Source organism: Chroococcidiopsis thermalis PCC 7203 (genome assembly GCF_000317125.1).
In the GTDB taxonomy this organism is placed as follows: Bacteria; Cyanobacteriota; Cyanobacteriia; order Cyanobacteriales; family Chroococcidiopsidaceae; genus Chroococcidiopsis; species Chroococcidiopsis thermalis.
This window is the reverse complement of sequence record NC_019695.1, coordinates 5,873,888-5,898,774: the sequence shown is the minus strand read 5'-3', so window position 1 is coordinate 5,898,774 and position 24,887 is coordinate 5,873,888. Positions and strand designations below refer to the sequence as shown.

Here is a 24,887-nt window from a genome sequence, read left to right as displayed (position 1 = left end):
TGCAACATCACGATCCTGACACACTCCCGCTAAAAGTAGCGATCTGATAGCGGTTTTCGATTGGGTAAACACACGATCTGTAGGGGCGCACGGAGAAAGCGCCCCTACAAATGTCACGCACGCAATCGAGGTGTTAAGCTATGCCCATCTTTAGCTAAAAGCAACGCCATGCCTTACTAATGACTCATGACAAATGACACATGGCAGCTATAACTTACATGAAGTCATTTATAAAAATCGAAATATGACTGCTTTCGATTATTCTCTTGATTTTAAAACCATTGATTTTCGCCAGCATCCAGAGTTATATCGAGTGGGTAAAGGCGAACAAGGAGTTCTTTTAGTTGAACCATATAAATCAGAAATCTTACCGTACTGGCGATTTAAGACTCCCGATATTGCTAAAGAATCCAGCCAAAAAATATATGAATTATTTCTAAATTATTTAGCAGCAGGTGATTTTGTTGGTGCGGATATGGCGCGAAAGTTTTTACAGATGGGCTACACGCGATCGCGTCGTTATGCAAATCATAAAAGTGGGAGAAAATATAAAAGCACTCCTCAAAAAGTTACTTCTCCAGATGCACAGCTTCAGGCAAGAAAGGATATTTTGCCTTATGAAGTCGATGCGATTAAAGCTGAGTCTGCGGCAATTTTTAAGGAAAAATGGGTGCAAGCTAAGACAGATGAGAAGTATTTGCAGCTAATGGCAAAGCACAAACAGATGTATGAAGGTTAGGTGATTTTTGTAAGGTGGGCATTGCCCACCCTACCTAGCTTAAATACCAGCATGACCCAATGCTAAGCCAGTCAAGAGCATTCCTAATACCAAAAATGGTTGAGCGCTTGCCTGATATTTGACATCATTTTTCAGCGGATCTCGCAAGAAATACATGTCCTGAAATACGATCTGCGGAATGACTAAAAAGATGAGAATGGTCGCGTACAAGTTTTCACCAATACTGACTAAGTATGCGGCAATTCCCATCTGAAAAATGTCGATCGCCAAGACGCAAATCCAAGCCGCTGTAGAAATACCAAACATCACTGGTAGAGACTTTAACCCTAATTGGCGATCGCCTTCTACACTCTTAAAATCATTTACCACAGCAATTCCCAAGCCTGCCATGCTGTAGATCAGCGTCAAAATTGCGATCGTCCAGTTGAGATCGCCAAATAAAGCATGACCAGTCCACCAAGGTAAGGCAATATAGCTAGCTCCCAAAGCATAATTACCTAACCAACCATTCTGCTTCAGTTTTAGCGGTGGAGCTGAATAGATATACGCTAGGAAAGAACCACCGATTGCCAGGGTTGTAATTGTGAGAAACTGATGTCCTGCCCATAGATCTAAAGCAAAAGCAACTCCCAAACCAGCCACCAGCAGCACGAGAATTTGGGTTACGACTTGGGGAACGGAAATTGCCCCAGAGGGAATCGGACGATAGGGTTCGTTGATTGCGTCGATTTCGCGATCGTAGAAATCATTTAGGGTTTGGGTATAACCCGTCAACAGCGGTCCCGCCAGCAACATAGCAGCAGCGGCAATTAAGACATGTTCCAACGTCCAAGTATACTGTCCCGAAGAAGCCGCCCCACAAATGACGCCCCACATCAAGGGAATCCAGGTAATCGGCTTCATCAATTGCAGGCGAATTTTCCAAATTGAACTTTCGCCGGGACTTGCACCTTTCATGCCTAGTAGCTGCCTAGTTCTACCGCTGCGATCGCTTTGTAAACTAGCAACAGGATTGGTAGCAGACCCAATTTGCTCAGCAGCCTGCTCTGAATTACTATTTGGAAACGCAGAAGAGGGAGTTGGATCTGACATAAAAATAGGGAGTAGGGAGTCGTGGTAATAAGGGCGCACGGCTGTGCGTCCTTATTACTCATAATTACAAAGATACGATCAAATAGCCCTGCTGGAATTTTGCACCAGTTACAGTTTTGCCGCTCAAACCTGGGGGAAGGATAATATTGCGACGATGATCGCCTGCTTCTATAGTAATTTCACCGCCCGATTGAGTCAGCTTGACTTGCTTCTTATCAAATCCTGGTAAAAAGACGCGAACTTGACGTGCTGCTACGTCAATTTCTAGGGGTTTGGGAGCTAGTGCAGGTTGGGTAAAATCTGGTAGAGCATCCATGAGGGATTGCCAGTCGCCAGGAGTCGCAGTCGGAACGCTACTGACTGGCAAAGGCGAAAACTCAGATTTGAGGGCTTCTGTCGCAGTTGTTTGATTGGCGATCGCACCTGCTATGGTTAAGCCGATTAGCTGAGAACTCCCCCACAAATAACGTGCTGTTGCCATACTTGCCGGATTGTCATTCACGACTAAATAAGCTGCAAGGCGTTTGGGGTCGGCAAGGGCAGCTTTTCCCTGCTCTAAGATGTTCGTAACTTTACTCGTCGGTTGGGAAAAGGTGTCACCAGTCCAACTGACATTAAAGATACTGGCTAGGAGGGGCTGGAGAAACGGCGATACCGTTCTCCCCAAGTCGGAATCTGTTATCAACTTACCAAAGCGACGGGCATACCAGCTGAGACTTTCTGGCATTCCCAACACCCGCAGCATCGACGAGTCACCGCTACCGTCAAACACGATCGCGTCATACTTGCCGCTAGCATCATACTCTCGCAGAGCGTTGAGTACCAATGCTTTATCCATTCCTGGCAACACGACCAATTCTTGTCCGTAGACATCCTTAATTATGGGCGTGCGGAGATACTGCGCCTCTAGTTTTTTCACCTCATCCCAGTTGCGTTCCAACAAAGTCGAAGTTTTTAACTGGACGACTTGCAGGTTTGTTGCTACTTCTTGGGGTTCAGCTGCTAGGGATGTATCTAATAACAACCCTAATCCTGGTTGATTGTCATCCGTTGCCAATAAAACGCGCTGTCCTTGACTTGCTAGACGCTTGGCAGCTGCGATCGCGATTGTCGTGCGTCCAGTCCCACCCTTGCCCAAAAATGTCAAAATGAGGGGCATTGTTTGCTTTCCTGATGAGTGCAAATAAGTTATGTCTGGTCAAGTTTCCCTCACGAAAACCCTTCCAGACATCTTCCCAGTCACGTAGGTTTAATTTCGTCTTCAAAAAACCAGGTGCTATAGTTGTCATCAAACTGCACTACAACACCAACGCCGCTACCGTCAGTCATTCTAAAACCCTTGACAGTACCGACTTGTCCGAGTCGCTTGACAACGGGGGGAGATACTCTATCTCTCAGGCGATATACTTTAACTTTCTGTCCGATTTCCATTCCAGTACTGCAATTCGTCACGAACCATGAATCAGTGTAGCTGAATTGGGCGCTTTCTGGGACATGGGAAGTCGGGAGTCAGGGACAAGGGGGACAAGGGGGACAAGGGAGCTGAGGGAGCTGAGGAAGCTGAGGAGCAATTCAAAATTCCCGCATTAATTCCGAATTCCGAATTCCGAATTCCGAATTCTCCCCACACCCTTTCTTCACTGCTCGTGCGCTCCCTGACAACTGACTTGACTTTGAAACGACGGTGTGAAAGAGTATCTTGTAACTTTTTGTGGGAAACTAATTCATGCTTCATTTGGTCTTATTCGTTAGTCATCAAAACGATCTCGGCGAAGGCAACTTTTGCTTTGAGCGTAGCTAACGCAATTTAAAGGCTGATGTTGCTGTCAAGCAAATTTTTTATTCTAGTGTTGTCAAAACTCCTATAGCTTGGGCTTAATGCTAACTCCACTGCTCGGTTTGATTCTAGGAATAGCTATCTTACTAGAGGCGACTTTAGCCTACAGAGGAGGTTATTTGCTCCTGCTCCCGCCAATTGCTAGCAGGAAAAAAAGCCATGTTTTGCTGGCAAGCGGCAAAGTTGCGATCGCAATCGCTCTCGCGATCGGCATGTTAGGTTACTTTAACCTAATTAATGCTCCTCTATTACGCCAGATTAGGATTGCGCTCATCGTTATGGGACTCCTACCAATTGCTACAGGCTTGCTGCAAGGGAACATCCATCGGCGTTCGGTAAAAGAAGTTATTTATCTAGTTCAAAATTTAGTTAAAGATCTGAAGCGATCGCTGCTAGTTAAGCCTCAAATATGGACAAAATTCTATCTACTTAGGACTCTAGTACAGCGTGACTTAGATGCGCGGTATAAAGGATCGATTCTAGGGAATATCTGGCCCTTGTTAAACCAACTTTCACAATTACTAATTTACACTTATGTATTTTCAATTGTGATGAAGGTCAGGCTTAACTTAAAAGGGCTACCAGAAAATAATAGTTTGACATTTGGTTTGTGGTTGTTTGCTGGATTGTTGCCTTGGATAGCTTTTACCAACGGACTGTTACAATCTTCAAACTCAGTTGTCAACAATACTAACCTAGTTAAGAAAGTTGTTTTTCCTTTGTCTCTCCTGCCTTTAGTACCAGTGCTATCTGCATTTGTAGAAAGTACGTTTGGTTTAATGGCATTGATTTTTTTAGTAGCAGTCACCACAAAAACGATCCACATCACGCTATTGCTGCTACCTCTGCTTTGGCTGACTCAAATACTATTTACATCAGGACTAGCGTATATTGCCGCAGGACTCACAGTATTTTTGCGAGATATTCCTCAAACTCTAGCAGTTATTCTAAATATCTGGTTATATTTAGCGCCAATTGTTTATCCCGAATCTCTCATTCCACCTCAAATTAGAGACTGGGTATTCTGGTTAAATCCAATGGCAACGATCGCGGAAACTTATCGAGGCTTGGTGTTAGTGGGAGAAGTGAAGCATTGGGGAGAGTGGGCAATTGCTGGCATAGTTTCTATAGTTGTGTTCGCAGGTGGCTTTTGGGTATACAAGAAGTTACGTCCAGCTTTTGCCGATGTCCTCTAGTTTTGCCTAGCAGCGTGTGATGAGTGAGATTGCAATTTCCGTAAAACAGGTCTCGAAGTGCTACAGGTGTTACAACCGCCCGATAGATCGACTCAAAGAGATTTTATTACCTGGCAAGAGCCGCGCCCAAGAATTCTGGGCGTTAAAAGATATCAGCCTAGAGGTAACAAAAGGAGAAACTGTAGGAATTATCGGTCAAAATGGCTCTGGTAAAAGTACGTTATTGCAAGTTATTGCTGGAACGCTAACACCTACAACAGGTGAAGTTTATGTTAGCGGTCGAGTTTCAGCTTTACTTGAGTTAGGGAGTGGGTTTAATCCAGAGTTTACCGGACGGCAAAATGTCTTTTTCAACGGACAGATTCTAGGTTTAAGTAGAACAGAAATAGAAGCTAAGTTTGATGAGATTGTCTCTTTTGCAGAGATTGGCGAGTTTATGGAACAACCCGTCAAAACCTATTCTAGTGGTATGTTTGTCCGCTTAGCTTTTGCTGTCGCGATTAATGTCAATCCCGAAATTTTAATTGTGGATGAAGCACTAGCTGTAGGAGATGGCGTGTTCGTACATCGGTGTATGGCAAAAATTCGGGAATTTCAAGATAATGGTGGGACAATTTTATATGTATCTCACGATGTGGGGGCAGTCTCGCGCCTTTGCTCAAAAGCACTTTGGATGAATCAAGGAATCGTTGTCGATAGTGGCAAGCCAGCGGAAGTTTGCAAGCATTATCAAGCTTGGGTACACGAAGAAGTGAACAAGCGGACTGCTTCACACCTCCACGATCGCCCAGATGTTCCCCATAGTATAGCTATTAACAATCAGAATGATGAAAATATCGACATCAAGAAAATAACAATTAAAGAAATTAATCCTTTTACTAATAAAAAGTTTTTATCGTTTGCTAATTATGAAAGATTTGGTACGGGACGAGCAGAAATAGAAGATGTTTGTTTGTTAGGAGCAAACGATCGCCCGATTCAATTAGTTTATCCCGGCGACATTGTTAAAGTCAGAATTACCACATTTAGACACGATATCGTCAGAAAACCTAACGTTGGTATTGCTTTATTAGATCGATTGCGAACCGTACTTTCAGGTTGGAGTACCGAACTTTTAGATAAAGAATTTGCCGATTACTGGTTATCAAAATCGGAAATTGGTAGAGCTACAGTCGAATTCGAGTTTATTTGGCCCCACCTCGCCGGAGGTAGCTATGCCTTTGATATTGCCTTTGGCGATGGTCCTCACGAAAATTTAGAGATGCTCGATTGGATTCAAAATGCAACTACTATCCAAGCAGCAGTCAATGATTTCGTCGATGGTGTATTCCAAGTCGCAGGTAGGCAGATCAGACTATGTGAGGAACTCGCATGTACGGGACAATCGATAAATTTTTAAATTATTTTTTAAATCGTAAATTTTTAAAATCTAGATTAGAAAATTGGATGAAAGCGTGGATAGATAATTATTTAAGTCAAAAGCTAGCTCAAGGCGATTGGCAAGAACAAATTGATAGTTATTTAAATCAAAAACTAGCTCAAGCCGATTTAGAGAAATGCATCGAGCAAGTGCAATTGAATCATTATTTAGTTTATGGCGATCCCCAAAGACTTAAACTATCGGCATCGTGTGTGGTCAATAATGCTCTATTTAACTTATCTTCTGGCACTATATGCATAGGAGAAGATGTTTTTTTCGGTCATAACGTGAGCTTGATTACTGGAACCCACGATTACAACAAGTTTGGTAAAGCCAGAATGTATGATTTTCCGATTGAAGGAAATGATATTGCGATTGAGGAGGGAGTGTGGATAGCTAGCAACGTTACAGTCATTGGTCCTTGCAAGATTGGCAAGCATTCTGTAGTTGCAGCAGGTGCAGTTGTCAAAGGCGATGTTCCCAGCTATCAAATTGTGGCGGGAGTTCCGGCAAAAATAGTCAAAACAATCGCACCTACGGATGAGTTGTTAGATCCAAAAAAATTAAGCTAGAAATAGTAGGTTAATCTCAGAGTTAGTCCGCAATGATTGAAGCGAATAATCCAGAAATAAATATTGAGGAATTAAAACAAAAAATTACAGAGGAAGTTTCTCGACGACAGCCAGATTTGCTGACGGTATTACAGCACGATCGCCATGTCAACGGGGCGATCGCTAAAGAAGTTGTCAATATCAGCCACATAGAAGCATTAGCGAGTAATGCGGAATTCAAAGCTCAAGTCCGCACTCATTGGCCCAAAAAGTTCGATCGCTTTCCCTTTAATGTAGGTTGGTTAAAAAAGTACAGCCTCAAAATTTACAACTTTATTCAGAAAGAGCAGCGAGTCGTTAATTTTTCTCTCAGTCAAGGATTAAGAGAAGTCGCGGCAATCGAGCAACGGCTGAGCGAACAAGTAGCTGAGTTAAAAACCCAAATGAGCAGCATGAGCGATCGCCTCAGTTCTACAGAAGCACGGATAGCTCAATTAGGCGATCGCCTCGGTTCGAGTGAATCGCAGCTGGCTCGGATTAGAGAGCGGCTCAATAGCGTCACCCAAGAGCAAGTAACTCAGATTCATGCCACTCAAGAGCAAGTCAAGCAAAACCGAGAACGCTTAAACGCCAGCGAGGAGCGCGTCAGTCAAAATAGCGCTCGCATCCATGCGAGTGAATTCAACTTAGAGCAATTCAGCGATCGCCTCAAGTTGACTGAAGAAGGATTGAATGGTATTGGTATTCGTATTAGTAGCATGGACGCTCACTTGCTGGCGATCGAAGACCGTCACAACCGAAACGATAGCTATCTCAAAAATGATTTAGCACAGCAGAAGCGATTGATTACTCTGTTTCTCGAAGAAGCACGGCAACGCCTACCAGGAGCTTTTAGTCAAGAGCATTTAACCAACTTTTTCGATGAAAACCAGCACTCGTTAGATGCCTTTTATGCTGCTTTTGAAGAACAATTTCGCGGCTCGCGGGAAGACATTACGAATAAACTCAAAGTTTACTTGCCGAAGATTGCCGCAGCCAACGTAGGCACGCCAGACGCACCAATTCTAGATGTAGGCTGCGGACGGGGTGAATGGCTAGAACTTCTCCGTGACAATGGATATACGGCAAAAGGACTCGATATTAACCGAGTCACGATCGAACAATGTCAATCTAGGGGACTGGAGGCGATCGAGTCCGATGTCATTACTTACCTGCGATCGCTACCAGAAAATAGCTTGGGAGCCGTGACTGGTTTTCATATTATCGAACACTTGTCTTTTGCGCAGTTGCTCAATTTAATTACAGAAGTCTTGCGAGTTTTACAACCAAATGGAATCGCTATTTTTGAAACGCCAAATCCGCAAAATTTACTCGTAGGTGCTTGTGACTTTTATTCCGATCCGACTCACCAAAGACCCCTTTACCCAGAAAGTATGCAATTCTTGTTTACCTATCAAGGCTTGCATAACGTCCAACTCCTACACTTAAACCCAGTAGAATCTAGTCCTTTCGATCGCGACGAGCCAGAAATGCGAATCCTGCATAACTGGTTTTTTGGTCCCCGTGATTATGCCCTTATTGGATATAAAGTATGAAGCCACTGGCGATTGTAATCCCTTGGTTTGGTAAAGCTTTAAAAGGCGGCGCAGAACAACAGGCTTGGCAGATCGCCTCTCGTTTAGTGCGACGAGGACACAAAGTTGAAATTATCACGACTTGCTGCCAAGCCTTCGATCGCAACTGGGCAGAGAATCATCATAAGCCTGGATTGAGTCAAGAGGAAGGGATTGCAATTCGTCGGTTCAAGGTCGTCCGCACCGACCACGATGCTTTCAATCAAGTCAATCATCTCATGCTGAGAGTACCGCCTGCGCAGTTCAAGCCAGGAGTCAGTCCAGTCAGCTTAGATGATGCCACAATATTTTGCACGGAGAGTATCAGTTCTCCTCAACTACTACACTTTCTCAAAACTCATCACCATCAATATCAAGCATTTTTATTCATACCCTATCTATACGGTCCAATTTTAAATGGACTGTCACTTGTTGCCGATCGCGCTTTTTTACAACCCTGTTTGCATGACGAAGCATATGCTTATTTGCCGCAAGTCGAGCAGATGTTTCACCTAGCACGCGGGTTATTATTTAATAGCGAAGGTGAAGAGCAACTTGCTAAAAAGCTATACGGTGCTGGGATTATTCCTAAAAGTTATGTCGTTGGGGAGGGAATAGAAGTCGGACAGCATGACGATCCAACTCTAAGTCATATTGGCAATTTAGCACTCAAAAAAGATCGCTATATTCTCTATCTCGGTCGCCGAGATGCAACAAAAAATACAGATTTCTTAGTCAGAGCTTATGCTATTTTCAAGCAGAAGTATCCAGACTCTAGTTTGCAATTGATTTTAGCTGGTTCGGGAGAAACATCATTTCACGATGCTGCGCCAGGGTTGACTGACCTTGGTTTGGTGTCAGAAAGCGAGAAAGAAGCACTGCTGGCAAATTGCTTAGCTTTATTTCAACCCAGTCGAAATGAAAGTTACTCTCGCGTCATGATGGAAGCTTGGTTTTACGGACGACCCGTAGTCGTACATCAAGATTGCTTGGCAACTGCAAGTGCTGTCAAGAGTGCGCGGGGAGGTTGGCTAGCAGCAACAGAAATTGAATGGGCAGAGATGTTTGCCCAAATCGATCGCGCTGGAATGGAACAGCTAGCAGAATACGGTGCAAACGGTCAAAACTATGCTAGAAAAAATGCGAGTTGGGATGGAGTCATCGATCGCTACGAAACTATTTTAGGACTGACAGCTATTCCAGCCACTTCCCCACAACCGCAACAGAGACAACTAAAAGAAATTCATCAACTGATGGCTGGTTTTTCTTACGGGGATGCCATTTCTAACCATGCTAGGTGGATTAGAAACTATTTACAAGCCCTTGGTTACAAGTCGGAGATTTTTGCCGAACATCTAGACCCACGCGCCACCCATGAAGCCAAAAGACCCCATGCTAAAAGTATCGGTCAACAGGCTGGATTGATTTATCATCACTCGATTGGCTGCGAAGTCACAGAATATGCGATCGCTCATCCTAGTTCTAAGTGTCTGATTTACCACAACATCACGCCTGCTGAGTTTTTCCGGTCGTATCGCCCCGACGTTGCCCAACTGTTAGAACAAGGTCGGGCTGAATTAAACCAACTTGCCCAACATTTTCCCCTCTCAGTTGGAGTTTCCACATATAACGCCTCTGAACTGGCGGAATCTGGATTTACCGCACCAGGTGTACTGCCCATACCCGTAGACCCAAAAAAATGGGATATGGCAGCAGATCCACAGTTAATGCAACAGTTACAGGATGGGAAAACTAATCTTCTCTTTGTCGGGCGCGTCTCGCCTCACAAGCGCCAAGACCACCTTCTAGAGGCTTTTGCCCATTACTTGACAATGGATCGAGAGGCAAGATTGATTCTCATCGGTGGCGGTGACATTAACGATCCATACTATCACCACGTCACGAGCTTGATGCATCGGTTGCACGTCACGAATTACGTGATGATTCCAGGGCAAGTCAACGATGCCCAACTCTTAGCCTTTTATCGTACTGCTCACCTCTTTTGGTCGATGAGCGAACATGAAGGATTTTGCGTTCCTCTAGTTGAGGCGATGTGGTTTGACGTGCCGATTCTGGCGTATAAAAGCAGTGCGATTCCTGAGACATTAGGTAAAGCTGGGCTGATGTTTACCAATAAGGAAAACTTGATTGAAATTGCAGCACTGGCAAAGATTCTTGTTAAAGATAACCCGTTAAGAGAAAAGGTGTTAACTGCTCAGCGCCAACAGCGAAACAAGTTTTCGCCTCCCGCAGTTATTGAGAAGTTAAATAAAATCGTCCTAATGATGGAGGAAAATTTTAGTCATGAGCTATCTGAGTCAACTCTTAAATCTCTCAAGCAAAGCTAGCAAAAAAATTGGGGAAATCTCTGATTCGCTTTCAAATAAACGCTCCACCTCAGAATCAGAAACATTATCAGACCGAGAATTTTTAGTAGATGCTTATCGCAAACTTTTAGGACGAGAGGCTGATGAAGATGGGTTAAAACATTACATTAAGCTTCTCCAAACTGGTTACAGCAGAACCGACGTACTCATGAGCTTAGTTCAGTCGGATGAGTTTATTAATAAAGTTTTAAAAGATAATATTAGGATTCAAAATTTACGAGAACTCAGACCAGAACGTTATTACGCAGTGGAAGACCTTTTACAGCCTAATAATGCTTTGGTCTTTTCTGTAGAAAACCTCAATGATTTTGATTGGCTAGAAGCCATGATTCTCAAACATGGTTATTATGAAAAACCGGGTGTATGGGGTTTTAGAATTAATAAAGATAAGAAAGTTATGGCTGAAATTATGTCAGCCTTCCAACCCAAAAGAGCTTTGGAAATAGGCTGTGCTAATGGAACTATTCTGCAATGTTTGCATGAGATGAACATCCATTGCGAAGGAATAGAAATTAGCTCGATGGCAATTGATAAAGCTTTTCCTGACATCAAAAATAATATCCATCATGGAGACTTGTTAGAACTAGAGCTTTCGGAAAAATACGATCTAATTTTTGGTTTGGATATATTTGAACACCTAAATCCTAACAAACTACACGACTATCTCGATCGCATAGATCGAATATTAGTTGATGGTGGCTATATATTTGGTAATATTCCAGCTTTTGGTGACGATCCAATCTTTGGGACAGTTTTTCCTGTTTATATTAAAGAGTGGGAACGAGATATTGCTGAAGAAAAGCCTTTTAACCTGCTTCACGTTGATAAAGACGGCTATCCGATTAACGGACATTTAATTTGGGCTGATTGGCACTGGTGGGTAAAACAATTTGAACAGCATGGTTTTCAACGAGAAGTAGAAGTTGAAAAAGTTTTACATAAAAAGTATGATGCTTACATGGAAAAAACATCGATCGCGAGAAAGTCATACTTTGTTTTTTCTAAACGTGGAGAGCAACAAAAAACAGTAGCGATCGCCGAGCGGATTAGTTCGCGATCGTCAAAAGTTTTATGATTTCAATCAGAAGCTCAGTCGGAATATGAGTAGCGTAACTGCTACTCTAATTAGAGTTTTTTTAGAGTTTTTTATTGTCAGCATTTCATAGTAAGAAATAGTATAATATCTGCCTTAAGGTAGATAAAAAAGGCGATACTTTTTGAAAAAATCATCTGAAATTTTAAAATTTAAAGCTAGCAAGATGAATGCCAAAAACATTTTTGCCAAAGTAGCTCCCAAGTCTGTAAAAACAATCGTTAAAAAGTTGGCTAAACCCGAATTAAACGCTCAAAATCGCTCTCATGAAAGCTTGCCTGAAATGGAGACGCTCTCTGACGAAAGCTATTTAAGAATGGCATATAAAGTCATATTTGAGCGCGAAATTGACTCGGAGGGGTTAGCAAACTGGTTGAACGCGCTTGATAAGGGCTTGAGTCGAACTGCTCTAGTGAGGATGTTAGTCGATTCTATTGAATTTCAACTACGTCCATTGAGTAAGAAAGACTATTGGCATCTGCTCAATGCCAAGCTTCATCACGCTAGATTTAAACTGATTAGAACGGTGCTTCCAGAAGCAAAAGTTATTCTAGACTTGGGAGGAGCTTCTACTGGTGACGCTAGAGGTGCTTTATTAAGCTTTGGCTATCCATATTTACCGGAAAAAATTTATATTGCCGACTTACCTCCCGATGAAAGGATGCTCAATGCTTCTGAGTTAACACAACATATTAAATACAAAAGTTGCGACATTAATTATGTCTATACAAGCATGAGCGACCTATCCTCATTTGAGGAAGGTTCTTTCGATCTAGTTTGGTCGGGACAATCGATAGAACACGTAACTCAAGAAGATGCTGAAAAAGTGTTTGCTCAAGCATACAAATTGTTGAAACCAGGGGGCAAGCTGGCACTGGATACTCCCAATCGTTCTGCAACTCAAATACAGTGTCCTAAAGGTTATATTCATCCAGAACATAAAATTGAATACTTTTACAGTGACTTGTGCCAAATTTTAGAGAGGCACAATTTTAAGATTGTTGAAACAAAAGGTCTGATCGATCTGTCTAAAACTATTGATAAGAACTTGGATATGAAACATTTTTGTGAGGAGGCTATTAGTGGTGAGGCTTTGAACGATCGACCAGAAAAGTCATATTGTTTTTATATGTGCTGTATGCGAAGTTGCGATATTTAAACAACCAAAGATGCGATCGCGAGATGCTTTATGGGTTCCATCTATAAAGACGGAAAGGCATACTTGATGCTAAACAATGGTGTAAGAGAGAGTTGGTGGATTTGCTAACGCTGGCGCTCAGCTACTCGACATATTTGTAGATATTGACAATAAATAGCGGTTGTCAAGGCGATCGCTATGAATGTATATTGTCTGAAACTTTATAAAAGTTTAGACATGTAGTCTAGTGTAGTGTGGTGTGACATGAGTAAAGCTAATCCAATCTATATTCTCGGAGCAGGTCCAGCAGGACTAGCAGCGGCTTACACCTTAACTCAAAAAGGTCAGCCAGTCGTAGTAGTAGAAAGAGATACGAGGGTAGGCGGATTAGCAAAAAGTATCGAATATCAAGGCTTTATTCTAGATTTTGGTCCGCATCGCTTTTTCACCAAACTCGCTCCCGTACTCAAACTTTGGAGTGAAGTCTTAGGAAAAGATCGAGTCACTGTCAATCGCTTGACACGCATCTACTATGGGGGAAAGTATTTCAGCTATCCGCTTAAAGCGAAAGAAGCTCTACTGACGATGGGACCGATTGAGAGCGTCAAGATTCTCGTTTCATATGCTCAATCGCAGTTATTTCCCAATCGCCATCCCCGCAATTTTGCCCAATGGGTGACAAGTAGATTTGGTCGGCGGCTATTTGAAATATTTTTTCAGGCTTACACGGAAAAACTTTGGGGCATACCCTGTACGGAAATTAGTGCAGATTGGGCGGCGCAACGCATTAAAGGCTTATCTTTATTGAAAGCAGCTCGCAGTGCTTTATTGGGTAACGATGGCAAAGTCAAAACACTAATCGATCGCTTTGAATTTCCTCGGTTAGGTTCGGGACAATTGTATGAAAAAATCGGTGAATACCTGCGCCAGCACAATCAAAGCGTGTTGTTAAATACAGAAGTCGTCCAGGTTCACCACGATAACTTTCAAGTTACCCAAATCACATTAAGAAATCGCCAGACGGGAGAGGAGTCAACAGTCAACTGCGGTGGTGTAATTTCTTCCGTCCCCATTAGTTTGTTGGTGCAGCAAATGAATCCAACTGCACCATCAGAGGCGATCGCAGCTGCTAAGTCTCTCAAATTTCGCAATACAATTTTGGTCTATTTGATCGTTGAAGGCAATAACTTATTCCCAGATAACTGGCTTTACATTAACGAGCCAAGCGTGCAATTAGGACGAGTCACCAATTTTGCGAATTGGTCGCCTGAGATGCTGCCAAACCAGCATCAAACACCATTGTGCTGCGAGTATTGGTGCAACTACGACGAACCGATGTGGCAGCAACCAGAAGCAGAATTGTTAGAGCGAGCAGAACGAGAACTGCGCAAAATTGGACTTTTACATCAAGAAAAAGTTTCTGGTGGATTTGTCGTTCGCTTACCCCGCACTTACCCAATTTATGCAGGTAACTATCAACAAGCACTAAGCGATATTCAGTCGTATTTGCAGCCATTTTCTAATCTTCAATTAGTCGGAAGATACGGTGCATTTAAATATAACAATCAAGACCATAGCTTATTGATGGGGATTCTAGCCGCAGAAAATGTTTTGAGTCCCGGCAAGCACAATCTTTGGTCGGTTAATTCAGATAGCGAATACCAAGAAGAAGCTAGTGCCACCGCTAAGACCACCACACATAAGACGGTGAAAAAACCTCGCCAACAAAAGACACTCAAAGTCTTGAAAGAATTTGGTGGCTACGTCTTTACAGGTGGAGCCGCAACAGTCGTTGATGTCGCGATCTTTTCATTGCTCGTTCAATCTGGCGTTTGGTCTGTCTCAGCCTTGTGTGTCAGCTATTTTATGGGATTGACGACTAATTTTTGGCTGAGCCGTCGCTTTGTTTTCGGGATCTATTGGAAGAACTGGCTAATTCAGTATGCCGTGTTTGCCACAGTTGCCCTCAACAGCTTGCTGGCAAATTTAGGATTGTTACAACTTTTAATGGACGATGCTGGTTGGAATGCTACTGCTGCCCGTTTGGTCAGTGCTGCTTGTGTAGCTCTACTTAGCTTTACGGGACACAAGATGTATTCTTTTGCGTCAAATCAACAGGAGTTTGTTCGCAAGCCTGAATAAATTGTCGTACATCAAAAGATATTGCCAGTGCTAAATATCATTGGGTTCAAACGTTACCCGCGAATCTACCAAGCTATCTGCTTAGGATTAGGATTTACGTTAATCCAAGTTCTCTTCGGGTGTTTGTTTTCAAATTCTCAAAATTTAGTAGAGGGCTATTCTAAGCTTTGCCGATGGGATTGTGACTGGTATACGCATATTATCGAACATGGCTATCGCAGTACGATTCCGCCCACTCCGCAAAATCCAGATTTGTCAAATGTGGCATTTTTTCCTGGCTATCCTGCGATCGCTGGGGCGATTAAGAACGTTTTCAATCTATCTACACAAACTGCTTTGCTACTAGCCGCACAGATAGCCTGTTGGGGGTTTTGGACATATGTATTTTTGTTGTTTCAACGCTGGCGGATTTCCGATCGACTATCCCTTTGCGGTGCGATCGCAATTTTAGTACATCCAGCCGCTTTTTATTTAGTCGCTGGTTACTCAGAATCGCTGTTTTTAATGATGTTGCTTGGTTTTCTCTACTGGACTGCATCAAAAAAGCGCGTTGCCTGGATTCTTGCTGCTACGCACGGCTTTGTCATGACTGCAACACGGGTTGTTGGTCTACCAATAGCCATTTATCCCCTATTTCATTTTTGGCTATTGAGCGCTAAAGATCGACAAGCAAAACCATTTCGGTTTTGGCAAAAGAGTAGCAAATATTTGTTAGTCAGCGCCGTTTCTATTCTGGGTTCTCTCTTATTCTTTGCCTTTTGCTATTTCAAGTTTGGCGCTTGGAATTTCTACATGCAAACGCAAGCGATAGGATGGGGAGTCAAACCTAACTATTTAGCCATTTTCAAGCCAGAAAGTTATTTTGCTTTCCTTGACCCTAAAATTTTGAATTTACCTGGTGTAATTAATGCTATTTCAGTACCGTTCGCTTTGATTAGTTTTTTCATTGTTTTTTTACTCGAACGGAAAGCAGCACCTTTTTTGATAGAGGGAAGTTGGAAACAAAGAGCTGAATTTTATGTAGCTGGCTGGCTCATGTTTTATCTATCTGCTTGCGGTATGAGTAGCTTATCCATGACGAGCATGGTTCGCTACACTTTCTGCGTACATGTAGTGCTTGTACTAGCTACGATTCACCTTATATCTAGGACGCAATTTTACAGGTTGTTCAATCAAAAATGGATTGTTTTCCTACTATTGTTGATGGCAACTCCTTCATTGTTACTCCAAATGAAATTTGTGGGTATGTTTACGAATATGCAATGGGTTGCCTAAGCTTACCAATAGACTACACAACTGACTAAAATGAAATAATTATTTCGATCCACGTTTTGTCAGTGTCAGTTCATAAAATCATCATTGATGCTACTCCCATGACTCCTCAACCTAGTGGAGTCGGGTTGCAGGTAGCAAACTTAATTCAATCGCTTTACTCCCTGCAAGCAGAGGAAAATTTTGAGTTAGGTATTGTCTATCAACCTGGAATTAAAGACTGGCTGCGCGGTAATTGGAGTGTCCCTGAAGTGTTAACGAAATATTCTTCAGTTCATTTCCTACCAATTCCAGTTAGAGTTTCTAATTTGTTATTATTTCCTACTTACAAATCAATTTGGTCATCCTTGGCAAAATCTTGGGGAAATCCAGACATATTGCACGGAACTAACTATTCGGTTTATCCTTGCGATCGCAGTTTCAAAGTCATGAATATATATGACGTTGCTTTTCTTAAATATCCTCAATATGTTAATACAGTCGCTAAAAGTTATGTAGAGAAAGTCAAACGCTGTCTGCGATGGACGGACTTAGTTTTAACCATCTCAGAAAGTTCTAAGCAAGATATTATTCAATATCTCAATGTTGCTGCCGAACGAGTTTTTGTTACACCATTGGCAAGTCGCTACTGTTCTAATTACTTATCATCTCAAAATATCGAACAGCTCAGCCAGTCAGTTAACTACGATTTTTCCAAGCCTTATCTATTATTTGTCAGTAACATAGAACCTAGAAAAAATATCATTTCTATTATAGTGGCATTTAATGAATTAAAACAGAAATATAAGATCGAACACAATCTTGTATTAATTGGTCGCAAAGGATGGAATTATCAAAGCATTTTTGCAGCGATTGAGGCATCGCCTTATCAAAAAGACATTTACCATCTTGACTATTTATCTGATGAATTAGTAGCACTATTTTATACTAGAGCTGATGTATTTGTTTATCCTTCTTATTATGAGGGATTTGGTTTACCCGTACTAGAAGCAATGACATTAGGCACTCCGGTAGTCGCTTCTAACACTTCATCATTACCAGAAATCGCGGGAGATGCAGCTATATTAATCGACCCCAACGATTCAAATAGTTTAGCAGAGGCAGTTTGGGAAGTTATTAATAACTCTCAATTGCGACATGAATTAATTCAGAAAGGTAAAGCAAGAGCAAAAGAATACTCCTGGCAGCACAATGCACGGGAAACATTCAAGGCTTACCGGAGTCTGTTGGTATAGCAATATTCTGGTTATAGCGTTTCCTACGTAGGTTAAATGCATTCGTAGGGGCGCACAGCTGTGCGCCCCTACAGATCTATGTACCTTATCCAATTGAGAATGGCTGTATCGATTGAATTTGGTTTAAACTGCATCATTGTTGGCTTGGCGATCGCATCACGATGATGGATGCTAACCTCTCCTATAAGAAGATGCAAACATTGTTAGTAACTGGTGGCTTGGGTTTTATTGGTTCTAACTTCATTTTAGAAGCGAGAGAAAAGCAATGGGCGAGGATCGTCAATTTAGATAAGTTAACTTATGCTAGCAATCCTCAAAACTTAGCCCAATTGCAGGACGATCGCGATTATCATTTTATCCGTGGAGATATCGGCGATCGCGAGCTATTATCTCATTTATTAGACCAATACCAGCCAGATGCAATTATTAACTTTGCGGCTGAAACCCATGTCGATCGATCGATTCAAACTCCTTTAAATTTTATTCAAACTAATATAGTAGGAACATTCCAACTGTTAGAAGCTAGCAAAGCCTATTGGGATAAACTATCTGCATACAAACAAGAGCAATTCCGTTTCTTACACGTCTCTACAGATGAAGTCTACGGCTCTTTAGAACCAAAAGCTCCGCCATTTCGAGAAGATACCCCTTACGCGCCAAATAGTCCCTACGCTGCGTCAAAAGCCAGCTCAGATCATCTCGTTCGAGCTTACTGTCATACCTATGGTTTTCCTACTCTAATTACTAATTGCTCGAATAACTACGGTCCACGTCAGTTTCCCGAAAAACTAATCCCCTTAATAATTCTCAACGCTTTACACGGTCAACCTTTACCAATATATGGAGATGGGCAAAATATTCGAGATTGGTTGTATGTTACAGATCACTGCGAAGCTCTCTATCTAGTTTTGCAACATAGTCGCGTAGGAGAAACTTATAATATTGGGGGGAAAAACGAACAAACTAACATCGCAGTCGTTGAGAAAATTTGCGCTATTCTTGACGATTTGGCTCCCAAACCTAAATTTCGTCACTCTTCTTTAATTACCTTTGTCAAAGACCGTCTCGGACACGACAGAAGGTATGCTATAGATTGCAGCAAAATCTCTAGGGAATTAGGCTGGCAACCAAAAGAGAACTTTGATAGTGGGTTGTTCAAGACAATTCAATGGTATCTGAGCAATCCGATTTGGGTAGAGCAAGTCTGAGCAAGTGTATTGTCAGCGAATGCTAATTAACTTATCTTTTCTCATCAATAAACCGACAGGAATTACAACTTACGCTCTGAATTTAATTCCGTACTTGCGATCGCTCGATCCTACCTTCCTAATTTCACCTGTTGCTGCTCGTCTTCTACCCACACCGCAGACTCAAGACACATATTATCCCATTCCTGCTAACTTAACCCCAGAACAAGGGACAGTCGGACATTTGCGGCGTTTATTCTGGACGCAATTGCAACTACCGCAAATTTATCGCCAATTGCGATCGCAATTATTATTCTCTCCCGTTCCAGAAGCACCCCTTTACACGCGCTGTCACTACATCGTCACAGTTCACGATCTCATCCCCTTGCGCTTTCCCAGACTTTCACCCTTAACTCCCTATCACCGCTATTACATCCCCCAAGTTCTCAGCCAAGCACAGCACGTTATTTGTAACTCCACTGCGACAGCCTCAGACATTATTAACTTTTTCCACATCCCAGCCGCTAAAATTACTCCCATACCCCTAGCATATGATGCCAACCATTTCCGCTGGCTCAACTTAGCTCAGCAGAATGAAACTCGTCCTTACTTTATTTATATTGGTCGTCACGACCCGCACAAAAACTTACATCGATTAATTGCAGCTTTTGCAAAAATGTCGAGTTGTCAAAATTGCGATTTACTACTAGCTGGAACGGGCGATCGCCGCTATACTCCAAAGCTAGAAGCACAAAGTATAGAATTAGGAATTGCCGATCGCGTCAAGTTTCTAGATTACATTCCCTACGAACAACTACCAATTTTACTCAATCGGGCGATCGCATTAGTTTTTCCCAGTTTGTGGGAAGGATTTGGCTTACCAGTACTCGAAGCGATGGCTTGCGGTACTCCTGTAATTACATCCAATCTTTCCTCTTTACCAGAAGTAACAGGCGATGCGGCTTTATTAGTGAATCCCTACAACATTGAGGAGATTGCTGCTGCTATGGAAAGTATAGTTACCGATCGTCAACTGCGATCGCGGCTGTCTAATTTAAGTTTAACCAGAGCCAGTCAATTTAGTTGGGGAAAAACAGGACTAGCTACAGTTGAGGTGTTAAAAAGATTTTTATAGTTCGAGAGATGGGGATTTTTGTATCTCTACATGAATTAAATCAATGAATGTAATACCAACCACTTATCAATATCGCTCAAAACGCGATCGGGAATTTCCCAAGGAAACAAATGTGCGGTATTCGGGTAACAAATCCATTCAGAGTTGGGTAAATGTTGTGCAGTTTCTTGACTCGATTCTGGAGTAATATGACGGTCGGCTGCTCCCGCCATAATTAAACTAGGACACTGAATCTGCGATAAATCCTGAAGGCGATTGTAACCAGATTTAAGCGCCGTAAAGAGAGCGCGTTGGGCAGGAGAAGAAGTTTGCAAATACGCTGACACAGCATATTTAGCTATGTATTCGTAAGTAGCGGGAGTGTGCTGTTGAATTAAATAGCGAAAGAGAGATCGCTTACCAAAAGTATCTATATGCCACCGATCGCCGGGTTGTAAAGCATTTGCGATCGCCGCTAAGCCAGTATACAAATTATCTTGCCAGCTAATTGCTGGATGACTGCCGCGAGGACGAGCAGCTGTAGCGACTAAAATAAGTCCTTTAACTCGTTCTGGTAGCCTTAAAGCCAATTCCATCGCTAAGATTCCACCCAAAGACCAACCTAAAACCAGACATTCACTAATTTGATAGCGATCGAGGAGTGCTTCCAAGTCACACAGGTGATCGGTCATGGCGAAATCAGTCTGCGTGCGACTATTGCCGTATCCTCGTAAGTCGGGGGCTATTGTTTGAAAGCGTTGGCATAGGTGTTGAGTAAACACGGACATACTCAAACCAGAACCAGGATGACCGTGCAAGCAGAGGATCGGTAAACCTTTGCCTTGGACGTAAACATGCAAATTCACAACAGAAGCTGTCATCAATACTTTTTAGTTTTACTACTTTATCGTCTCTTTATTGCGATCGCCTATTTATCAGTAATTTTTCTGATTTGCGATCGCTACAACTATAGGAATACTTATAATATCGCAGATTCTAAATGGTTCATTATATCTACCGTTATGGCTGTCATTTGTCATTTCTCATTTATCAGAACAAGTAAGCGCGTAAAACCTTTGAATTTAATTTGAAATGGACGTAAAAGTATCGCGGTTAAATGGAATTTCAAGGCTCTATTTACTAGTATTATTGCTTGGATACATAGGCACTGGTTGGCTATTATCCGATTGTAATGCGAACTGGTTTACTTGGACAGGCACGCAAGTCATTACCGTGCATTTAGCTTGGGTTGGTTTTGATGCTGTTGCTTTGGCTGTAGCTTGGATTGTTTTACTGGTTTGGGTTGGAGCTTTTGCTATGACTTGGCCTCAAAGCATTCCTTGGGCAGGAATTCCGCCTTGGGCATTTGGTTTAGCTATGACTTGGATTATGGCATTAGGATTAATTTTGACCTTAGCTCAAGTAAAACATGCGTTACTATCTGCGGGGTTAAATAAACATTTCGCCTTTTGGTTTTTGGCAATCTTTACTTCGGTAGGTCTAGGCATAGGCAGAATATTAGCCGAAGGATTATTCCTAAATTAAGCGAATGAGAATTAATCGAAACAATAAATCTCTGGATTTTTATTTGATTTCTCAATTTTAAGAATATATTTCAATCCATATTTAGAGGTATTTGTGAAAGACTCACCTATTAAAGAGCAAGTTAATCTGCCTAATTATCGAACTAGAACTCCAGAATCCTATTTACAGCAGATCGAACCAAATATTTTGGCAAGTTTTAATACAGAGCAGCTCCAAGTTATAATAAATATTTTAACTCAAGCAATCCCTCAACCCTCACCCAAAATTGTAGATTTTAGATTTAATATCGATCTGATATTTTCTCGATTTTATTTAGTTCTATTTGTTGGTAAAGATCGTCGAAAACGCAATCGGCAATATATACCTGAAAGACTTGCCAGAATCGGTAATGCGATCGCGGTTGTTATGCTCCTTTTGGGAGCAAATTTAGTCATTAGCGGCGTAATTTTATTATTTGCTTACTTATTGAAATCAGCAGTCGGCATAGATTTCTTCCCAGGACATATTTCGGACTCGGTGAAAGAGTTATAGAGACGCGATCGCGTCTCTATAAAATTAGCCCCTAGTTTCCGCTCAGACGCTCTATACTTATAGTTTGGACTGTGAAGCAAAGAGGAAGCGAGAGATGGCATCCATCATCCGCGAGTTGCACGGACAACTAGTGAAGAAAGAACGCTCAGCGGTGGAAATTACGCAAGAGGTGCTGGATCGGATTCAAGCACTAGAACCAAAGATCCACAGCTTTTTGTGCGTGACAGCGGATAAAGCACTGGAACAAGCGAAAGCTGTGGATGCCAAAATTGCGGCTGGAGAAGAGATTGGGTTATTGGCTGGGATTCCCGTGGGTGTGAAGGACAATATGTGTACCAAGGGAATTCCCACGACTTGCGCCTCCAAGATTTTAGAAAACTTCGTCCCACCCTACGAATCAACGGTAACGCAAAAATTAGCGGATGCTGGGGCGGTGACAGTGGGAAAAACCAACTTAGACGAGTTTGCGATGGGGAGTTCCACCGAAAACTCCGCATTTCAACTCACGGCTAATCCTTGGGACTTGGAACGGGTTCCTGGCGGTTCTTCTGGGGGTTCGGCGGCGGCTGTAGCGGCGCATGAGTGTGTCGTTTCCCTGGGTTCCGATACAGGTGGTTCGATCCGCCAACCTGCATCTTTTTGCGGTGTTGTGGGCATGAAGCCAACTTATGGATTAGTGTCGCGTTATGGTTTGGTGGCTTTTGCTTCCTCTTTGGATCAAATTGGACCCTTTGGACGCACGGTAGAAGATGCGGCAATTTTATTAGGCGCGATCGCGGGTTACGATCCGAAAGATTCTACGAGTTTGAAGGTCGAAATCCCTGACTACACCCAATTTCTCAAACCAAATCTCAAATCGATGCGAATTGGGATCGTGAGAGAAACTTTTGCTGAGGGTTTAGATCCGGCTGTAGAACAAGCTGTTAATAAGGCGATCGAACAGTTAAAGCAACTCGGTGCGGAAATTAAAGAAGTTTCCTGTCCGCGTTTCCGCTATGGTTTGCCAACTTATTACATCATTGCCCCTAGCGAAGCTTCAGCTAATTTGGCACGTTACGATGGCGTAAAATATGGTTTGCGCGTTCCTGATGCTGAGAATCTAATTGATATGTACGCTCGGACTAGGGCAATGGGTTTTGGAAAGGAAGTCAAGCGTCGGATTATGGTAGGAACGTATGCCTTATCTGCTGGTTACTACGATGCTTACTACTTAAAAGCACAAAAAGTCCGTACTTTAATTAAACAAGACTTTGAAACTGCTTTTGGGCAGGTGGATGTGTTAGTTACCCCCACAGTTCCCATGACAGCATTTAAAGCAGGGGAAAAAACTGACGATCCGCTAAGTATGTATTTAACCGATTTGATGACAATTACGGTAAATTTGGCAGGTTTGCCAGGATTGAGTATTCCCTGCGGTTTTGACGAGAAAGGAATGCCGATTGGGATGCAATTGATTGGAAATGTGTTGCGGGAAGACCAATTATTTCAAGTCGCTCACGCTTACGAACAAGCTACAGAGTGGCATAAATCCAAGCCAAGTCTATAGTTTTATAGTATTGGTAGGGTGCGTTAGCTTTTGGCGTAGCGCATCCTACGTAGCTTCAGCTAAAACAAAGAGCGGATGTATTTGTCTAAGCGATCCATTCCCTTTTCAATTGATGTCATATCGGTAGCATAGGAAAGACGAATGCGATCGCCAGATCCAAAGGCAATTCCAGGGATTGCCGCAACTTGGTACGACTCTAAAAGTTCTTGACAAAAATCCATTGATGTCTTGCCAGTTTTACCGATCTCGACAAAAATGTAAAATGCTCCATCAGGCTTGGCATAAGTCACTTCTGGAATTGCATCTAATCTTTGCATCATGACTTCTCGCCTTTTGGCAAAAGCTTGACGCATTTGTTCGACGCATTCTTGAGAACTCTCTAAAGCCGCGATCGCGCCAAATTGAGCGAAGGTACACACGTTAGACGTACTATGACCTTGAATCGTACTCGCAGCTTTGATTAACTCTACTGCACCCGCTAAATAGCCGACACGCCAACCCGTCATTGAGTAAGCTTTAGCAAAGCCATGACTGATAATGGTACGGTCAAAGATTTCTTTACCTAGAGAACCGATACTGACGTGTTTTACATCTGTATATAGTAATTTCTCGTAAATTTCATCCGATACAACTAAAATATCCTTCTCAACCACAACCTCCGCGAGTGCCTTCAGTTCTTCTGGCGTATAGACAACACCCGTAGGGTTAGAAGGAGAGTTGAGGACAAATAGCTTAGTTTTTGGCGTAATGCTAGCACGCAATTGGTCGGGAGTTATTTTACAGCTAGCATCCGTCTGAACGATTACTGGTGTTCCGCCAGCAAGAATGACCATTTCAGGATAGCTCAGCCAGTAGGGGGCGGGAATAATTACCTCGTCTCCCACCTCAATCAGCGCCATCATCAAGTTATATAAACCGTGTTTGCCACCGTTAGTGACGATGATATTTTCAGCTTGGTAGTTTAGACCATTATCTGCTTTCAGCTTGTGGGCGATCGCCTGTCTTAACTTGGGTTCCCCAGCCGCCGCACCATATCTCGTCTTACCTTCATCTAAGGCTTTTTTTGCGGCTGCTTTGATGTGTTCTGGAGTATCAAAGTCTGGTTCTCCGGCGCTGAAGCTACAAACATCTATTCCTTCAGCTTTCATGGCTTTGGCTTTGGCGGAAATTGCCAAGGTCAAAGAAGGCGTTACCTTACCCACTCGTGCTGCCAGTTTCATTGTCACTACCGATTGCAAAACTCCAATTC

Annotated in this window: 21 protein-coding genes; 16 read left to right on the top strand and 5 right to left on the bottom strand. The window is 42.5% G+C overall.

Features of this window, described 5'->3' with window-relative positions; all coding sequences use genetic code 11:
• Window positions 1-193: 193 nt before the first annotated feature.
• On the top strand, window positions 194-739 hold the full coding sequence (locus CHRO_RS25725; protein ID WP_015157160.1) for a DUF4385 domain-containing protein: 546 nt from the start codon (window positions 194-196) through the stop codon (window positions 737-739).
• 39 nt (window positions 740-778) lie between these two features.
• Here the strand turns inward: CHRO_RS25725 and chlG are convergent, their stop codons facing one another.
• From chlG to petP, 3 genes are all read right to left on the bottom strand, one after another.
• Complete coding sequence (chlG, locus tag CHRO_RS25720) at window positions 779-1,831, bottom strand: chlorophyll synthase ChlG (RefSeq protein WP_041462639.1); 1,053 nt, start codon at window positions 1,829-1,831, stop codon at window positions 779-781.
• A 64-nt stretch (window positions 1,832-1,895) separates the two neighbouring features.
• Window positions 1,896-2,990, bottom strand: coding sequence for a Get3/ArsA fold putative tail anchor-mediating ATPase NosAFP (locus tag CHRO_RS25715; RefSeq protein WP_015157158.1), 1,095 nt, complete (start codon window positions 2,988-2,990; stop codon window positions 1,896-1,898).
• 80 nt (window positions 2,991-3,070) lie between these two features.
• On the bottom strand, window positions 3,071-3,262 hold the full coding sequence (gene petP, locus CHRO_RS25710) for a cytochrome b6f subunit PetP (protein ID WP_015157157.1): 192 nt from the start codon (window positions 3,260-3,262) through the stop codon (window positions 3,071-3,073).
• A gap of 813 nt (window positions 3,263-4,075) precedes the next feature.
• Here petP and CHRO_RS25705 point away from each other — a divergent pair.
• From CHRO_RS25705 to CHRO_RS25650, 12 genes are all read left to right on the top strand, one after another.
• On the top strand, window positions 4,076-4,864 hold the full coding sequence (locus tag CHRO_RS25705) for an ABC transporter permease (RefSeq protein WP_371934093.1): 789 nt from the start codon (window positions 4,076-4,078) through the stop codon (window positions 4,862-4,864).
• A gap of 19 nt (window positions 4,865-4,883) precedes the next feature.
• Window positions 4,884-6,263 (top strand): ABC transporter ATP-binding protein, encoded by a 1,380-nt coding sequence (locus CHRO_RS25700; protein WP_015157155.1) that lies wholly within the window; start codon window positions 4,884-4,886, stop codon window positions 6,261-6,263.
• A gap of 47 nt (window positions 6,264-6,310) precedes the next feature.
• A complete protein-coding gene (locus tag CHRO_RS25695) occupies window positions 6,311-6,856 on the top strand; it encodes an acyltransferase (RefSeq protein WP_199755355.1) in 546 nt (181 codons plus the stop codon).
• A 32-nt stretch (window positions 6,857-6,888) separates the two neighbouring features.
• Complete coding sequence (locus tag CHRO_RS25690) at window positions 6,889-8,430, top strand: class I SAM-dependent methyltransferase (protein ID WP_015157153.1); 1,542 nt, start codon at window positions 6,889-6,891, stop codon at window positions 8,428-8,430.
• A complete protein-coding gene (locus CHRO_RS25685; RefSeq protein WP_015157152.1) occupies window positions 8,427-10,796 on the top strand; it encodes a glycosyltransferase family 4 protein in 2,370 nt (789 codons plus the stop codon). The genes CHRO_RS25690 and CHRO_RS25685 overlap by 4 nt, the downstream gene beginning before the upstream one ends.
• Entirely contained in the window at window positions 10,753-11,910 is a 1,158-nt protein-coding gene (locus tag CHRO_RS25680; protein ID WP_015157151.1) for a methyltransferase domain-containing protein, read from the top strand. Before CHRO_RS25685 ends, CHRO_RS25680 begins: the two co-directional genes overlap by 44 nt.
• Before the next feature lie 184 nt (window positions 11,911-12,094).
• A complete protein-coding gene (locus tag CHRO_RS25675) occupies window positions 12,095-13,087 on the top strand; it encodes a methyltransferase domain-containing protein (protein ID WP_015157150.1) in 993 nt (330 codons plus the stop codon).
• A 243-nt stretch (window positions 13,088-13,330) separates the two neighbouring features.
• On the top strand, window positions 13,331-15,208 hold the full coding sequence (locus CHRO_RS25670) for a GtrA family protein (protein ID WP_015157149.1): 1,878 nt from the start codon (window positions 13,331-13,333) through the stop codon (window positions 15,206-15,208).
• 27 nt (window positions 15,209-15,235) lie between these two features.
• A complete protein-coding gene (locus tag CHRO_RS25665; protein WP_015157148.1) occupies window positions 15,236-16,483 on the top strand; it encodes a hypothetical protein in 1,248 nt (415 codons plus the stop codon).
• 98 nt (window positions 16,484-16,581) lie between these two features.
• Window positions 16,582-17,715: a glycosyltransferase family 4 protein gene (locus CHRO_RS25660; protein ID WP_015157147.1), complete on the top strand. Its 1,134-nt coding sequence runs from the start codon at window positions 16,582-16,584 to the stop codon at window positions 17,713-17,715.
• 191 nt (window positions 17,716-17,906) lie between these two features.
• Entirely contained in the window at window positions 17,907-18,923 is a 1,017-nt protein-coding gene (gene rfbB / locus CHRO_RS25655) for a dTDP-glucose 4,6-dehydratase (protein ID WP_041463530.1), read from the top strand.
• A 19-nt stretch (window positions 18,924-18,942) separates the two neighbouring features.
• Window positions 18,943-20,037 carry a glycosyltransferase family 4 protein gene (locus tag CHRO_RS25650; protein WP_015157145.1) on the top strand — a complete coding sequence of 365 codons (1,095 nt, stop codon included), beginning with the start codon at window positions 18,943-18,945 and terminating at the stop codon, window positions 20,035-20,037.
• A 35-nt stretch (window positions 20,038-20,072) separates the two neighbouring features.
• Here CHRO_RS25650 and CHRO_RS25645 read toward each other — a convergent pair whose 3' ends face one another.
• A complete protein-coding gene (locus CHRO_RS25645; RefSeq protein WP_015157144.1) occupies window positions 20,073-20,897 on the bottom strand; it encodes an alpha/beta fold hydrolase in 825 nt (274 codons plus the stop codon).
• Between the two features lie 211 nt (window positions 20,898-21,108).
• On the opposite strand from CHRO_RS25645, the gene CHRO_RS25640 reads away from it, so the two are divergent.
• The 3 genes from CHRO_RS25640 to gatA all read left to right on the top strand — a co-directional run bounded on the left by CHRO_RS25640 (window position 21,109) and on the right by gatA (window position 23,638).
• A complete protein-coding gene (locus CHRO_RS25640; protein ID WP_015157143.1) occupies window positions 21,109-21,561 on the top strand; it encodes a hypothetical protein in 453 nt (150 codons plus the stop codon).
• Window positions 21,562-21,654: 93 nt separating this feature from the next.
• Window positions 21,655-22,092: a hypothetical protein gene (locus tag CHRO_RS25635; protein WP_015157142.1), complete on the top strand. Its 438-nt coding sequence runs from the start codon at window positions 21,655-21,657 to the stop codon at window positions 22,090-22,092.
• A gap of 94 nt (window positions 22,093-22,186) precedes the next feature.
• Entirely contained in the window at window positions 22,187-23,638 is a 1,452-nt protein-coding gene (gene gatA, locus CHRO_RS25630; protein WP_015157141.1) for an Asp-tRNA(Asn)/Glu-tRNA(Gln) amidotransferase subunit GatA, read from the top strand.
• 59 nt (window positions 23,639-23,697) lie between these two features.
• On the opposite strand, the gene CHRO_RS25625 is transcribed toward gatA, so the two are convergent.
• Window positions 23,698-24,858, bottom strand: a complete 1,161-nt coding sequence (locus tag CHRO_RS25625; protein ID WP_015157140.1) for a pyridoxal phosphate-dependent aminotransferase — start codon at window positions 24,856-24,858, stop codon at window positions 23,698-23,700.
• Between the last annotated feature and the right edge of the window lie 29 nt (window positions 24,859-24,887).

Bases quoted from the DNA above. Each gene is read 5' to 3' on its own strand.
- CHRO_RS25725 (WP_015157160.1), top strand. From the start codon at position 194: ATGACACATGGCAGCTATAACTTACATGAAGTCATTTATAAAAATCGA.
- chlG (WP_041462639.1), bottom strand. From the start codon at position 1,831: ATGTCAGATCCAACTCCCTCTTCTGCGTTTCCAAATAGTAATTCAGAG.
- CHRO_RS25715 (WP_015157158.1), bottom strand. From the start codon at position 2,990: ATGCCCCTCATTTTGACATTTTTGGGCAAGGGTGGGACTGGACGCACG.
- petP (WP_015157157.1), bottom strand. From the start codon at position 3,262: ATGGAAATCGGACAGAAAGTTAAAGTATATCGCCTGAGAGATAGAGTA.
- CHRO_RS25700 (WP_015157155.1), top strand. From the start codon at position 4,884: ATGAGTGAGATTGCAATTTCCGTAAAACAGGTCTCGAAGTGCTACAGG.
- CHRO_RS25695 (WP_199755355.1), top strand. From the start codon at position 6,311: ATGAAAGCGTGGATAGATAATTATTTAAGTCAAAAGCTAGCTCAAGGC.
- CHRO_RS25690 (WP_015157153.1), top strand. From the start codon at position 6,889: ATGATTGAAGCGAATAATCCAGAAATAAATATTGAGGAATTAAAACAA.
- CHRO_RS25685 (WP_015157152.1), top strand. From the start codon at position 8,427: ATGAAGCCACTGGCGATTGTAATCCCTTGGTTTGGTAAAGCTTTAAAA.
- CHRO_RS25680 (WP_015157151.1), top strand. From the start codon at position 10,753: ATGAGCTATCTGAGTCAACTCTTAAATCTCTCAAGCAAAGCTAGCAAA.
- CHRO_RS25675 (WP_015157150.1), top strand. From the start codon at position 12,095: ATGAATGCCAAAAACATTTTTGCCAAAGTAGCTCCCAAGTCTGTAAAA.
- CHRO_RS25670 (WP_015157149.1), top strand. From the start codon at position 13,331: ATGAGTAAAGCTAATCCAATCTATATTCTCGGAGCAGGTCCAGCAGGA.
- CHRO_RS25660 (WP_015157147.1), top strand. From the start codon at position 16,582: ATGACTCCTCAACCTAGTGGAGTCGGGTTGCAGGTAGCAAACTTAATT.
- rfbB (WP_041463530.1), top strand. From the start codon at position 17,907: ATGCAAACATTGTTAGTAACTGGTGGCTTGGGTTTTATTGGTTCTAAC.
- CHRO_RS25650 (WP_015157145.1), top strand. From the start codon at position 18,943: ATGCTAATTAACTTATCTTTTCTCATCAATAAACCGACAGGAATTACA.
- CHRO_RS25645 (WP_015157144.1), bottom strand. From the start codon at position 20,897: ATGACAGCTTCTGTTGTGAATTTGCATGTTTACGTCCAAGGCAAAGGT.
- CHRO_RS25640 (WP_015157143.1), top strand. From the start codon at position 21,109: ATGGACGTAAAAGTATCGCGGTTAAATGGAATTTCAAGGCTCTATTTA.
- gatA (WP_015157141.1), top strand. From the start codon at position 22,187: ATGGCATCCATCATCCGCGAGTTGCACGGACAACTAGTGAAGAAAGAA.
- CHRO_RS25625 (WP_015157140.1), bottom strand. From the start codon at position 24,858: ATGAAACTGGCAGCACGAGTGGGTAAGGTAACGCCTTCTTTGACCTTG.